Origin of the sequence: Anaeromassilibacillus sp. An172, from assembly GCF_002160515.1 — a bacterium.
Classification (GTDB): domain Bacteria; phylum Bacillota; class Clostridia; order Oscillospirales; family Acutalibacteraceae; genus Limousia; species Limousia pullorum.
The window spans coordinates 1-12,945 of record NZ_NFKS01000038.1; the positions used below are offsets into that span (position 1 = coordinate 1).

Annotated in this window: 15 protein-coding genes; 10 read left to right on the forward strand and 5 right to left on the reverse strand. The window is 40.1% G+C overall.

Annotated features, from left to right (window positions below; all coding sequences use genetic code 11):
• The 3 genes from B5F08_RS13435 to B5F08_RS12685 all read left to right on the forward strand — a co-directional run.
• A partial coding sequence (locus B5F08_RS13435; protein WP_204245207.1) for a hypothetical protein occupies window positions 1-235 on the forward strand: 235 nt, incomplete at its 5' end.
• Complete coding sequence (locus B5F08_RS12680; protein ID WP_087380220.1) at window positions 228-1,106, forward strand: hypothetical protein; 879 nt, start codon at window positions 228-230, stop codon at window positions 1,104-1,106. The genes B5F08_RS13435 and B5F08_RS12680, both read left to right, overlap by 8 nt.
• A 12-nt stretch (window positions 1,107-1,118) precedes the next feature.
• Window positions 1,119-1,784: an ATP-binding cassette domain-containing protein gene (locus B5F08_RS12685; RefSeq protein ID WP_087380222.1), complete on the forward strand. Its 666-nt coding sequence runs from the start codon at window positions 1,119-1,121 to the stop codon at window positions 1,782-1,784.
• A gap of 127 nt (window positions 1,785-1,911) precedes the next feature.
• Here B5F08_RS12685 and treC read toward each other — a convergent pair whose 3' ends face one another.
• From treC to B5F08_RS12710, 5 genes are all read right to left on the reverse strand, one after another.
• On the reverse strand, window positions 1,912-3,555 hold the full coding sequence (treC, locus tag B5F08_RS12690; protein ID WP_087380226.1) for an alpha,alpha-phosphotrehalase: 1,644 nt from the start codon (window positions 3,553-3,555) through the stop codon (window positions 1,912-1,914).
• 54 nt (window positions 3,556-3,609) lie between these two features.
• Window positions 3,610-5,037, reverse strand: a complete 1,428-nt coding sequence (gene treP, locus B5F08_RS12695) for a PTS system trehalose-specific EIIBC component (protein WP_087380229.1) — start codon at window positions 5,035-5,037, stop codon at window positions 3,610-3,612.
• A 360-nt stretch (window positions 5,038-5,397) separates the two neighbouring features.
• The gene (locus tag B5F08_RS12700; protein WP_087380232.1) at window positions 5,398-6,135 is read right to left on the reverse strand and encodes a UTRA domain-containing protein; all 738 of its coding nucleotides are present in this window, start codon (window positions 6,133-6,135) and stop codon (window positions 5,398-5,400) included.
• A gap of 16 nt (window positions 6,136-6,151) precedes the next feature.
• Entirely contained in the window at window positions 6,152-6,607 is a 456-nt protein-coding gene (locus tag B5F08_RS12705; RefSeq protein WP_087380235.1) for a low molecular weight protein-tyrosine-phosphatase, read from the reverse strand.
• 29 nt (window positions 6,608-6,636) lie between these two features.
• Window positions 6,637-7,170 (reverse strand): type II toxin-antitoxin system death-on-curing family toxin, encoded by a 534-nt coding sequence (locus B5F08_RS12710; protein ID WP_087380238.1) that lies wholly within the window; start codon window positions 7,168-7,170, stop codon window positions 6,637-6,639.
• Between the two features lie 175 nt (window positions 7,171-7,345).
• Here B5F08_RS12710 and B5F08_RS12715 point away from each other — a divergent pair, with 175 nt between their 5' ends.
• From B5F08_RS12715 to B5F08_RS12745, 7 genes are all read left to right on the forward strand, one after another.
• On the forward strand, window positions 7,346-7,567 hold the full coding sequence (locus B5F08_RS12715) for a putative Se/S carrier-like protein (RefSeq protein WP_087380241.1): 222 nt from the start codon (window positions 7,346-7,348) through the stop codon (window positions 7,565-7,567).
• Window positions 7,564-8,703, forward strand: a complete 1,140-nt coding sequence (locus tag B5F08_RS12720) for an aminotransferase class V-fold PLP-dependent enzyme (RefSeq protein WP_087380243.1) — start codon at window positions 7,564-7,566, stop codon at window positions 8,701-8,703. The genes B5F08_RS12715 and B5F08_RS12720 overlap by 4 nt, the downstream gene beginning before the upstream one ends.
• A gap of 178 nt (window positions 8,704-8,881) precedes the next feature.
• Window positions 8,882-9,757, forward strand: coding sequence for a diadenylate cyclase CdaA (cdaA, locus tag B5F08_RS12725; RefSeq protein WP_087380246.1), 876 nt, complete (start codon window positions 8,882-8,884; stop codon window positions 9,755-9,757).
• A complete protein-coding gene (locus tag B5F08_RS12730; protein WP_087380249.1) occupies window positions 9,754-11,010 on the forward strand; it encodes a CdaR family protein in 1,257 nt (418 codons plus the stop codon). Before cdaA ends, B5F08_RS12730 begins: the two co-directional genes overlap by 4 nt.
• A gap of 194 nt (window positions 11,011-11,204) precedes the next feature.
• Window positions 11,205-11,522 (forward strand): SCP2 sterol-binding domain-containing protein, encoded by a 318-nt coding sequence (locus B5F08_RS12735; protein ID WP_087380252.1) that lies wholly within the window; start codon window positions 11,205-11,207, stop codon window positions 11,520-11,522.
• A 249-nt stretch (window positions 11,523-11,771) separates the two neighbouring features.
• Window positions 11,772-12,353, forward strand: coding sequence for an orotate phosphoribosyltransferase (gene pyrE, locus B5F08_RS12740; RefSeq protein WP_087380255.1), 582 nt, complete (start codon window positions 11,772-11,774; stop codon window positions 12,351-12,353).
• Between the two features lie 92 nt (window positions 12,354-12,445).
• Window positions 12,446-12,945 (forward strand): JAB domain-containing protein (locus B5F08_RS12745; protein ID WP_087380258.1); only part of this gene is annotated, 500 nt, incomplete at its 3' end.

The window sequence follows — 12,945 nt, forward strand, 5'->3', positions numbered from 1 at the left end:
AAGCAAGTTCCTTGTAATAGTATCGCCTTATCTGCTTGTCTATTATGTGCGTTATTTTTCACTTTATCTGCCGCTGAGCGATTTGTATATACACAGCGTATTTTCATTGAATCATCTAAATTCCGGTATAGCTATTCCCGGGTATCTTGTAACTTTGCTTTATACACTTTTACTGACAACTCTCTTTTCCTATATTTTTGTCAATAAGGCGAAAAGGAGGATTTATTATGGCTAATAAAATTAGGGTCGCTTGGTTTATTTCTCAGCTGAGCCTGAAAAAGCTTATGAGAAATCCCAAAATCTGGGTTATGATTTTCCTGCTGGGTTTTCATATGTGGGACGCTTTTTTGACCGTGCGCTATAAGTCAGCGGAGCTTGGTTTGAGCGTATCGCCATGGTCTATTCCTTTTATTTTCAATACAGATTTGACTTTGGCAATGCTTCTTATGATGGTGGTTGTTTGGTTTTGCGACGCACCTTTTATGGACGAACATCAGCCCTACACTATAGCCAGAAGCGGCAGAACGGTTTGGTTTTATGGTCAGGTTGTTTACATAATAAAAGGTACTTTTATCTGCCTGCTTTTAATAGTGTTTTTTTCAATTCTTCCTATAATCGACAGGTTTGCCCTTTCCGACCAGTGGGGAAGAGTTTACACAGAGCTTGCAAGTCAAGGTTTTATAATGGAAAGCGGAAGTATTCTGAATTTTAACGTATCACCGGAAATAATAGGAAGATACTCTCCTGTTATTGCAACGCTTTTGTCAACAAGCTTGTTTTGGCTTAATTCAATTTTTCTTTGCCTGCTGATGTTTGCCTTAAATTTGAAACTGCCTAAATATTTCGGAACGGGACTTGCTCTCTTCGTTGCGTTTTTGGGCGGCGGTTCAAGCATTTACAACAACTTGGGAAGCTTTACGGATGTACTTAAAAAGATAATACCCACCTGCTGGTGTAAAATAGACAATATTTCCAACAACCCAATAACAGGCAGGGTGAGCTTTGTGTATGCATATACATTCCTCTTTATTGCAATAATTGCGCTGATTATTATTGCAAGGTTATTTATGAAGAGATACATAGTTGAAATATTGCCACATGATTAAGGAGGGAGAGCAATGTCAGAGGTTATTATTAAAGTTGAAAATGTTGTTAGAAAATTCAAGGAAAACAACGCCTTAAACGGCGTAAGTATAAATTTTGAAAAGGGTAAAATCCACGGAATTATCGGAAGAAACGGAAGCGGAAAAACCGTGCTTTTCAAATGTATCTGCGGTTTTATGCCAATGACATCGGGTAAAATCACTGTTTCCGGCAAGGTTATCGGAAAAGATGCGGACATACCGGACAATGTGGGACTTATCATAGAAACCCCGGGATTTCTCCCAAATTACAGCGGTTTTAAAAATCTGAAGCTTTTGGCTTGTATAAAAAGAAAAATTGACGATAAAAAAATTATGGAAACAATGGAGAGGGTTGGCCTTGACCCCAAAAGCAAAAAGCACGTTAACAAGTATTCATTAGGTATGCGCCAGCGTTTGGGAATTGCTCAGGCCATTATGGAGGACCCGGACATCCTTGTACTTGACGAGCCTATGAACGGCCTTGATAATGAGGGTGTGGAGGAAATGAGAGAGCTGTTTTTAAACCTGAGAAACGAGGGAAAAACAATCCTCCTTGCCAGCCACAACAAGGGCGACATAGAATACCTCTGCGACACCGTAAGAGAAATGGACCACGGAAATGTGATAAGCTTTTATGAAAAGCCAAGGGCTGTTGAATAAGAACTTGAATGAAAATATTCTGACAAAGTCACTTTAAAAAATAAACCGGCTGACATGATTTTTTAACATGTCAGCCGGTTTTTATGATAGGAGATAATTGAAAAAAAGGCGAGAGTGAATTTTTATATTACTTTATTACCGCAAAGGTTTCAAAGGGGCGGAGTGTTACCTCTTTTTCTGCCTTTGCATCCTTATAGTTTGATATTAAAATCTCTTTTCCCACAAATTCATCGGGGAGGGAGATTTTTGTTTCTGTTCCGTAAAAGTTGCAGACTACAAAAAGCTTTTTGCCCTCATATTCTCTTGAATAGGCGAACACATTTGTGTTGTCCTCCATTTCAGGTTTATATGAGCCGTATGCGATTACGTCGTTTTCTTTTCTCAGAGCGATAAGCTTTTTGTAATAGTGGAACACGGAGTTTTTGTTCTTTACAGCATTATCTGCGTTGATTGTTTTATAATTTTTATTTACCTCAATCCATGGTGTGCCTGTGGTGAAGCCTGCGTTTTCGCTGTTGTCCCACTGCATTGGAGTTCTTGAGTTGTCCCTTGAGCGGCAGCGGAGAATTTCGTAAACCTCATCCTCAGGTATGCCTTCATCTTTAAGTATTTTAAAATAGTTGAGGCTTTCAACGTCCTTATACTGGGAAATGTCCTCAAAATAGGCGTTTGTCATGCCGATTTCTTCACCCTGATAAACATAAGGTGTTCCACGCATAAGGTGTATCATTGTGGCAAGCATTTCGGCGGATTCTGTCGGGTAGTTCTTATCGTCGCCGAATCTTGAAAGCACACGGGGCTGGTCGTGGTTGCACCAGAAAAGTGCGTTCCAGCCGTTGCCCTCCTCCATTCCTATCTGCCATTTATTCAAAAGATTTTTCAAAGCCATAAAGTCGCAGGGCTGAAGCTCCCATTTATTTCCGTTTTTATAGTCAACCTTTAAATGGTGGAAGCTGAAGCACATGGAAAGCTCTTTTTCTTCGGGGTTTGAATATCTTATGCAGTTGTCAATGGTGGTGGAGGACATTTCTCCAACAGTTACCATTCCGTTTTCGTTAAGTCCGCTGTCACGGCAAAGCTCTTTTAAATACTGATGAACTCTTATTCCGTCGGTGTAAAATCTTCTGCCGTCGCCCTCGAAGTCGTCCTCAAAGGCATCGGGCTTTGAAATAAGGTTTACCACGTCGAAGCGGAAGCCTTTAACGCCCTTGTTCTGCCAGAATTTTAAAATGTCTTTTAATTCTTCTCTGACCTGTGGATTTTCCCAGTTAAGGTCAGCCTGTGTCTTGTCGAAAAGATGGAGGTAGTATTTATTGAACTTTGGAACGTATTCCCATGCGTTTCCGCCGAACTTTGAAACCCAGTTTGTGGGTGCGGAGCCGTCGGGCTTCGGGTCACGGAAAATGTAGTAGTCCATGTACTTCGGGTCGCCCTCCATGGCTTTTTTGAACCACTCATGCTCTGTTGAGGTGTGGTTGAAAACCATATCAAGCATTATTCCGATACCCAGCTTTCCAGCTTCTGAAATAAGGTTTTCTGCGTCCTCCATTGTGCCGTAGCGTGGGTCTATGTTTCTGTAGTCTGCAACGTCGTAACCGTTGTCGTTTTGTGGCGATACAAAAAACGGTGTGAGCCATATATAATCTATGCCTAATTCCTTTAAGTAAAGCAACTTATCGGTGACCCCTTTAAGGTCACCGAGTCCGTCGCCGTTTGAGTCGTTAAAGGATTTTGGATATATCTGATAAACAGTCTGTTTTTTAAATTCCATAGTTATTCTCCTTTAAGTCAAAACGATATTTATATTTGTGAGAAAGGATGTGTTTTATGCTTTTCCAAACTTGTTGAGCTTTGTTTTTGAAAGTATCATTGTGAACAGCACCGGAAGCACAAGGGCGATTACCATTGCTATTGCAAACATTGGGATACTCTCTATCTTCATGGAAAGAATTCCCGGAATACCGCCTACGCCTACGCTGGAAGCTTTGCAGACAAAGAACATTGAGAAAAGTCCGCCTATGCCTGAACCCAGCATACCGCCGATGAATGGGTAAATATATTTAAGATTGATACCGAAGATTGCAGGCTCTGTAACTCCAAGATATGCGGAGATAACTGCCGGAACTGCAACCTGTTTGTCTTTTTCGTTTTTTCTGTTCATGAGGATATAGCCAAGACATGCAGAACCCTGTGCTATGTTGCAGAGAACAAGTATCGGCCACATGTATGTTCCGTTGATTACCGGGTCTGCGCAGAGCTGAAGGTCGATTGCCAGCATTGTGTGGTGCAGACCTGTGATAACAAGCACCGGATAGAAAAGACCGTAAAGTCCGCCGAAGAGCCAGCCAACTGAGGACTGGAAGCCCCATGCAACGCCCTGTGAAATCCATTCGCCAAGCTGCCAGCCTATAGGGCCTAAAACTGCGTGGGCAAGGAATACTGTTGGAACAAGTGCTCCGAAAGGAACAACTATCATCTGTATTGACTGAGGTGTGATTTTTCTGAAAAATCTCTCAAGATATACAAGTGTGAAGCCTACAAGGATTGCAGGGATAATCTGTGACTGATAACCGATTCTTTCAATCTGGAAAATTCCCAAGTCGTAAATCGGAATATTTTCAGCTGTTGCAACCTGATATGCGTTGATAAGCTGAGGAGAAACAAGTGTAACACCGGTAACGATACCGAGGATTTCTGTACCCTTCATCTTCTTTGTTATACTCCAAACAACACCTATTGGCAGGAAGTGAAGAGCCGCTTCGCAGATGAGCCAGAGGAAATCGTAAAGTCCCTGACACCATGGATAAACGTCTTTCAGTGTTGCTGTTCCGTCGTTGAGCATGTAGATGTCGCCGATAACGCTTCTAAAGCCCAAAAGCAAACCGCCAACGATGATTGCCGGGATAAGAGGAGCAAAAATTTCCGCAAGGTTTGAAACAGCTCTTTGAGCTAAATTCTGATTTTGTTTTGCCGCCTGCTTAACCTCTTCTTTGGAAACCGCCTGGATTCCTGCATATTCCGCAAATTCCTTGTAAAATTCGGAAACCTGATTGCCGATGATTACCTGGAACTGTCCTGCCTGTGTAAATGTACCCTTTACTGTGGGCAGTGCTTCGATTTTTTTGATGTCTACCTTTGATTCGTCTTTGAGAACAAACCTGAGTCGTGTAACACAGTGCATAAGGGACGCTATGTTTTCTTTGCCGCCTACATACTCAAGCAGTTCTTTAACTTCTTTTTCGTACTTTGCCATTAAGAATAACCTCCTGTCTTTTTAAACTTGTTCATATAAGTTGCACGTTGTTTAAACAAGTTTTAAATCTTGTCTATATTATACAGTTGTTCAAACAGGTTGTCAACCGAAAAAGGACAAATTATATTAAAAAATACCTGCTATGACTTTATTTATTATTACCATTGACTTTTACATAATAACCAAATTTAGAATTTTAATTTGTTATTATTAAATTAACCTATTTTATAAATCGGTACAGGTTAATCGGCAAAAAAATACTCCACAGGCTGTCAATTCACTGTGGAGAAATTTGTAACATTCATTTTTATAAAGGAATTTTTTGTAAATCGAGATATAAAATTAAAAAAATTACCGAATTTAAAAGTCCATAAGCTCTTTTACTCGGTGGGCTCTGTCATAGAATACAAAGTCATCCGGTGTGTGTCTTGATTCCGTAAACTCAAACATAATGCCGTCGGAATTGTATGTGTAGTTTTCAACAGCCGCCACACAGTTTGCTCCGTTAAGCTCAAGGTTTTCCTCATCAAGCTTGTTTATTCTCTTGACCTTTACAATTCTTCTTGTGCTTACAATTTCAACATGAAGTATGTCTTCAAGATATTCATATATGGAATGTTCTGCTATGGTCTGATTAAAGCCGGGCATTACGGATTTCAGAAAATAGTTGTGGTCGATTGTTGAAGCTTTTCCGTCTATAAATCTCAGCCTTTGCAGATAATAAACCTCTGCACCTACTTCAAATGGGACTTTTTTGTGAAGCTGTTCGTCAACGGTGATTTCCTTAAAGAGAAGTATTTTTGTTACAACATTCTTTCTGTTGCGTATTGCAGCTTCTTTAAAGGATTCGATTTTTCCCAGAGAATAGAAAGAAGGCTCGTCGGGCTGGTAAATAACACGCACGCCCTTGCCCTTTATGCTTTGAAGATAGCCCAATGACACCAGTTCGGCTATGGCTCGTCTTACGGTATTTCTTGAGCAGTCGTATTCTGCAACCAAAACTGACTCAGAGGGGATAAGGTCGCCGTGTCGGTATTCCTCGTCCTCAATTTTCATTTTTAACTCGTGATAGATTTTGTTGTATTTTGTCTTTGCCATATATATCAGAACTCCGTTATTTTTGTTTGTCTATATGCTTTAAAAATCCCTTTAAACCTCTTGTTATATCGTCGTATGTAACATCGAAATTTCCTGTGTACCAAGGGTCTGCAACATCTCCGCCGCCTGCAAAATCAAGAAGCTTGTAAACCTTTTTGTCAGGGTCGGTTTTGAATATTCTCATTGTATTGCGCATGTTGTTGCTGTCCATAACAATGAAATAATCGTATTTATCGTAATCGGCTTTTGTAAGCTGAACGGCATATTTTCCTTTGCAGGAAATTCCCAGCTTTGAAAGTATCTCTCTTGTGCCATGGTGAACGGGATTTCCGATTTCCTCTGTGCTGGTGGCGCAGGAGGCGATTATAAATTCATCTTTTCGGTTTAATTTTTCCACCATGTCCTTAAATAAAAATTCAGCCATAGGCGACCGACAAATATTGCCGTGGCAGATAAACATCACTTTTGTCATACTTTGTACCTCTTTGAAATTTGGATTTATTAGAATAAATTCATACAATTCATTATTACGCTTATCATCATTTCTTTTTCTTTTGGATTTGACTGGGCAATCATAATCGTCAATGCAACTAAGGTGTGGTCATCAATTAGTTTTTTATCGTCTCTGAATAATGCATTGTTTTTATCGAGAAAATAAAGGAACATTGTCGCCGCTATTCTTTTATTTCCGTCAGAAAAGCTGTGGTTTTTGGTTACGAAATATAATAAGTTAGCAGCTTTTTCTTCTAAAGTGGGATATAATTCTGCACCGCCGAAGCATTGATAAACAGCGCCTATACTTCCTTTAAAGGAATCGTCTTTTTCGTTTCCGAACAGAGAACTTGTGTCGCTAAACTTCATTTCATCAATAACCTTGCGACATTCCTCATATGTCAAAACATAGGTTGCTTTTGTACCGTCTGGACGCTTCATGTTCTGATGGTCATATGCATCCAGTAAATTCAGAGCATTGCTGTATCGTTCTACCACAGTCAATACCTGTTTTGTGTCAAGGCTGTTTTCGACTCTCTTCATAATTCCTATAACCTCGTTTACTGTTAATGAACCGTTTATATTATTATAATAAATAATTATATCACAAAAAAGTTATTATTTTCAAGACAGGCGCATATATCTTTTTGCGGTGTGGCAGAAATAGCCTGTCTACATATTATATAAGTGAACAATAATTTTTTAATGGGGTGTTATTTTGAACTATAATATACTTGTACTTTCCACCATAACATACGCTATGAAGGGAAGAGATATTTTGAGAAAACACGGTATTACCGCTTATGTTGAAAGGGTAAGCATTGAAAAAGCCGGTCAGTCCTGCGGATACGGTTTGTATATACCGGATAAAATTCAGGATGCCGAAGAAATCCTTGCCAATTACAATATAAAGGTAATTGAAAGAACGGTGAGGAAATGATCTATCTGGACAACTGCGCCACAACATTTCCAAAGCCGGAAAATGTTATAAGAAGCGTCTGCAATTCTTTCAAAAAGTTCGGCGCAAATCCGGGAAGAGGCGGACACAATGCAGCTATGCAGTCATCTCAGGCGGTTTTTGAGGTGAGAGAAAAGGTTCAGGAGTTTTTTAACGCCGGAGAACCGGAAAATGTGATTTTTACATCCGGCTGTACAGAATCACTGAATACGGTTATAAAGGGAATTTTGAAAAAGGGCGACCATGTGGTTATATCTTCTCTTGAGCACAATTCCGTTGTTCGACCTCTTGAAAGACTGAAAAAAGAGGGAGTTATAACTTATGATGTGGCAGAGGTCTGCGAATGTGACCATGACAAAACTCTGGACAATTTCAGAAATAAGTTTAACGACCACACAAGACTTGTGGTATGTACTCACGGGTCAAATGTTTTCGGGCTTAGGCTTCCTGTTGAAAGGCTTGCGGCTTTGTGCCACCAGTACGGAATAAAAATATGCGTTGACGCAGCTCAGACTGCCGGTGTTTTGCCTATTGACGTAAAAGGCGACTGCATAGATTATTTATGTTTATCCGGACATAAAGGCCTTTACGGCCCCATGGGAATAGGTGTTTTGATTATAAACTGTGATACTGTTCCAATGCCTTTAAAAGAAGGGGGAACAGGAAGCAGTTCTCTGAGTCTGGAACAGCCGGATTTTCTTCCGGACAGATTTGAAAGCGGAACTCCAAATCTTACGGGAATCTGCGGTCTTGGCGCAGGAATTAATTTTGTGAAATTTAAAGGAACGGAAAATATTTTTAAGCACGAAATGAATTTTCTTTCAAGAGTTTACAAAATGCTCTGTCAGAATGATAATATAATTTTATATACGCAAAAGCCGGATTTGAATTATCATGTGCCGGTACTTTCATTTAATATAAAAGGAAAAAGCTCAGAGGAAACAGCGGCAATTCTCAACAGAAGATTTAACATTGCCGCACGTGCCGGACTTCACTGCTCTCCACTTGCCCATATCAGCATGGGTACGGAGAATACGGGAACTGTAAGAATTTGCCCTTCTGTTTTTACCGATTATTCCAACTGTGAATTCTTAATAAAAGCACTGAAAAAAATCTGAAAAATAACAGATTTTATCTTGCAATCCTTTCATATTGTGATACAATTATAGTAACGGCGGGAAAGCTTAAAAAGGCAGGTTTTTTCAAGCCTGCTACATAGATGTTGTTCATTTTATGTTTGTTTGAATGTATTTTGCAGCTTTTCGCCGCTATTTATGCAAGTCTTGGGGGATTATTATGGAGTTTTTGCAGGAATGGTTTTCTAATTTCTTCTCCATTTCACGGACTTTTGAATTTAAAGATTTTCTGGATATAGCGGTTATTGCGTTTATCATATACAGTATGTTTAAGCTGGTTAGGGAAACAAGAGCGGAACAGCTTTTAAAGGGTATAATTGTTCTGCTTGTGGTTTATTTCCTTTCCGCAGTGTTCAGTCTGAACATGCTGAACATGCTATTAAAAATGTTCTTCGAGTTTGCGGTTATCCTTATCGCAATTATTTTTCAGCCTGAAATCAGAAAGGCGCTGGAACAGATAGGACGAAGCAAAATTTCTCGAAAATCCTTGAAATTCATTCAGCCCGCAAAAGGTGACGAGTGGAGAGAACGTGTAAAAAAGGCTATTGTGGATGTTGCTGATACATCAGCCATATTCAGCCGTACAAAAACAGGTGCGCTTATTGTTTTTGAGCGTGAAACAATGCTTTCTGATATTGCCGCAACAGGCACAATTTTAGACGCATCTACGTCGGTTGCACTGCTTGGCAATATATTCTTTAACAAAGCGCCTTTACATGACGGAGCATGTATTATCCGAGACGGAATTATCCATTCCGCAGGATGTATACTTCCTCTTACAAAGAATAAAGATGTAGACGTAAATCTCGGAACAAGACACAGAGCTTCCCTCGGTATGAGTGAAGAGTCAGACGCAGTTGTACTGGTGGTTTCTGAGGAAACCGGAACAATTTCGCTGGCTATAAACGGTGTTTTGAGAAGAGATTACAGCAGGGACGAGCTTATCAAAGAGCTTGAAACTCTGCTTATAAAAGAGGATAACGACAAAACGGACTTTTTGTCCCTGTTCACTAAAAGGAAGGGGAACGATAAATGAGAAAGTTCTTAAAGAGTGATAAGTTTCTTATTTTGATTTCTGTTCTGTTGTCGGTTTTTCTCTGGATTGGAATGAGCTTCAGCAGCGGAAGCGAGTTTACTAAAACAATTTCTGATATACCTGTCACTGTTGAACTTTCTCAGGAAGCTATAGATAACGGATATCAGATATTCGGATTGGATCATGTCACCGCCTCTGTTTCGGTTACCGGAAATAGAATGATTGTGGGTTCACTTACAAAATCGGATATTCAGATTAAGGCCCAGCAGACAAGCAGTATTACAACTGCCGGCACTTACACTCTGCCCTTAGCCGCAAGCAAAACCGGTGTAAAATCGGACTATGAGTTTTCTTCTGCGGTATCGCCCTCAACTATTGTTGTAAATGTGGACAGATACCAGGAAAAAACCTTGGATATAACTTCCGAGATAGTCTATAAGGTAGACAGCGGATATTATTCAAGAAGTGTTTTAGGGGATACTTCTGTTGTGGTTTCAGGCCCGGAAAGTGTGGTTTCCAAGGTGTCAAAGGCGGTTGTCAGGGATACTATAAGCGGAACTATCACCGAAACCAGAGAACTTACCGGCGATATTATACTTTTGGATGAGGACGGAGATGTTATAAATAACAGCGACTTGTCCATGAGTGTTACCTCCACTGCGGTTACAATTATTGTTGAACCTGAAAAGGAACTTCCAATTGTTGTTCCGCCGGAGGGCGTTCCAAGCGATTTGGATTTAAGTAAATATATAACTGTTGAACCTTCAACTATCAGAGTTGCAGGAGATGCTTCGGTTATGAATAATCTGGATTCTATACCGGTTGAGCCTATCGATATTTCAAACTATGACAACAGTGTTCACACTGTGGAAGTGCAGGTTGCAGTTCCTTCCTCATGCAGGAATATAAGCAATATAAATACGGTAACAGTTACCATTGATTTCAGCAGCCTTTCTATGCAAACCTATACGGTAACCCAGTTTGAAAAGAAGAATATTCCGGACGGTTATACGGCGGATGTTCCGCTGAAACAGCTTGATGTTCAGCTTATCGGTACCGAGGAAGCTCTGAGCTCTATCACCAGCGAAGATTTGGTGGCTTATGTTGACTGGTCAGAGATGACAGAGGGAATTGTTATAGGAACGTCGGAAATGCCGGTGAAAATTGAAATTCCGGAGAACAGCGGTTATGTCTGGGTTTACGGAACCTATAACGCAAACGTAACGGTGTCAAAGGTTGAAACGACCCAGTAGCAAATTTAACAGAAAAATTACAAGGAGATTCGACAATGTTCGGGTCTCCTTTTTGCATGACAGTTTGTCATATTGATTTTCATATATTTATATATAATTGACCTGTATATGCAGATATGGTATAATACAGGTGAAGGGAAACCTTCGTGTATGGTAAAAAGGATTGTATTTCTATTATGAAAGGATTGATACGTATGACATTTCAGGAAGTTTTTGAAGAAATCAAATCAATGTTTTTGAAAGCTGATGTAAGCGAGATTAAAGAGCACCTGGCTTTTCAGTTTAACATGACCGGCGAGGGCGCAGGAACATTTTATGCTGAGATAAAGGACGGTAAGGTTATTGTTGAGCCTTATTCATATAACGACAGAGATGTACAGTTTACATGCTCTGCCGATACTCTTTTGAAGATTGCAAAAGGAAAGATGAACCCTATTACAGCTTTTACTTTCGGAAAGCTTAAAATAGACGGCGCTTTGGAAAAAGCTCTGGTTCTTCAGAAGATGATTTGATTTAATTCACATAAGTTTAAATGTTTCTTCAAAAAATCAACATATTCTATCTGTATAATTATAATCGTAACAGGGAAACATTTAAAACCAACAAAACATACTTTTACTCCTTTCAACACGGTATTGCAGGGCAATGCCGTGTTGTTTTTTCGTTTACTTTTACATATGGACGAAAAATCTATTTACAAAGATTTAATTATATGATATTATAATTTTGAAAAATTTACTTGTAAAAAGGAGTAATTTCACATGATAAGCAATGAAAGAGTTATTGAAATACTTAAAGAAGCAGGCGTTTTGCTTGAGGGTCACTTCAGACTTACTTCCGGCAGACACAGCAACAAGTATCTTCAGTGTGCTAAGATTTTCAGAAATACAAAGTACAGCGAGGAACTTTGCGCAGCTTTGGCAGAGCAGTTTGGCTCTGAGGGCGTAGAAGTTGTTATCGGACCTGCTATGGGCGCTGTTCAGATGGCTTACGAGGTTAGCCGTCATCTCAAGTGCGAAAACTTCTTCGCAGAGAGAGAAGCAGACGGAAAAATGGCTCTCAGAAGAGGCTTTGAGGTAAAACCGGGCATGAAGGTTCTCTTGGTTGAGGACGTTGTAACAACCGGCGGTTCCGTTAAGGAAGTTTTGGAGCTTGTTAAGGCTGCAGGTGCTGATGTTGTTGGTATCGGTTCTATCGTTGACAGAACAGGCGGCAAAATTGATTTCGGCGTTCCTTTCAAGGCTGTTATCAGCGTTGAGGTTGAGTCTTGGGAGCCTGAGAATTGTCCTTTGTGCAAAGAGGGCAAGATTGAGCTTGTAAAGCCAGGCAGCCGTAAGGTTTGATATCTTAAATAATTAAAAATTACTTTGGAGCGGGATAACGAGGTTATTCCGCTTCGATTATATTGTCATGAAATAAGAACGGGGGTGCGCATATGGCATACAAGCATGAGCACGGCGGTCACAGAGAAAGAATGAAAGACAAATACATAAAGTTTGGTCTTGAAATCTTTGAGCCTCACGAGGTCTTGGAGATGATACTCTTTTATGCCGTTCCCAGAGTTGACACCAATCCATTAGCGCACCGTTTAATAGACCACTTCGGTTCATTGGCAGGCGTTTTTGATGCGAGTATAAGTCAGCTTATGGATTTTGGTTTGAGCAAAAACGCCGCCGTATTTATCAGTATGATTCCGAAAATTTCCCGTATTTACATCGACGACAAAAGGCAGAAAAGACAGGTTATCACCAGGGATATGCTTGGCGAATATTTTCAGGATAAGTTTATCGGCAGAACAGAAGAATATATTGTCGCGCTGTTTTTAGACGCCAAAGGCAGAGAGTTAAGCTGTGTTCCTATTTCCAGCGGAAACTTTAGCGCCGCAACCGTACCTTACGAAAAAATAATAAACTTGGCTATTTTAAGCAGAGCTAA

What these genes read in the sequence shown, in the direction of transcription:
- B5F08_RS12680 (WP_087380220.1), top strand. Translation starts at nt 228, where the DNA reads ATGGCTAATAAAATTAGGGTCGCTTGGTTTATTTCTCAGCTGAGCCTG.
- B5F08_RS12685 (WP_087380222.1), top strand. Translation starts at nt 1,119, where the DNA reads ATGTCAGAGGTTATTATTAAAGTTGAAAATGTTGTTAGAAAATTCAAG.
- treC (WP_087380226.1), bottom strand. Translation starts at nt 3,555, where the DNA reads ATGGAATTTAAAAAACAGACTGTTTATCAGATATATCCAAAATCCTTT.
- treP (WP_087380229.1), bottom strand. Translation starts at nt 5,037, where the DNA reads ATGGCAAAGTACGAAAAAGAAGTTAAAGAACTGCTTGAGTATGTAGGC.
- B5F08_RS12700 (WP_087380232.1), bottom strand. Translation starts at nt 6,135, where the DNA reads ATGGCAAAGACAAAATACAACAAAATCTATCACGAGTTAAAAATGAAA.
- B5F08_RS12705 (WP_087380235.1), bottom strand. Translation starts at nt 6,607, where the DNA reads ATGACAAAAGTGATGTTTATCTGCCACGGCAATATTTGTCGGTCGCCT.
- B5F08_RS12710 (WP_087380238.1), bottom strand. Translation starts at nt 7,170, where the DNA reads ATGAAGAGAGTCGAAAACAGCCTTGACACAAAACAGGTATTGACTGTG.
- B5F08_RS12720 (WP_087380243.1), top strand. Translation starts at nt 7,564, where the DNA reads ATGATCTATCTGGACAACTGCGCCACAACATTTCCAAAGCCGGAAAAT.
- cdaA (WP_087380246.1), top strand. Translation starts at nt 8,882, where the DNA reads ATGGAGTTTTTGCAGGAATGGTTTTCTAATTTCTTCTCCATTTCACGG.
- B5F08_RS12730 (WP_087380249.1), top strand. Translation starts at nt 9,754, where the DNA reads ATGAGAAAGTTCTTAAAGAGTGATAAGTTTCTTATTTTGATTTCTGTT.
- B5F08_RS12735 (WP_087380252.1), top strand. Translation starts at nt 11,205, where the DNA reads ATGACATTTCAGGAAGTTTTTGAAGAAATCAAATCAATGTTTTTGAAA.
- pyrE (WP_087380255.1), top strand. Translation starts at nt 11,772, where the DNA reads ATGATAAGCAATGAAAGAGTTATTGAAATACTTAAAGAAGCAGGCGTT.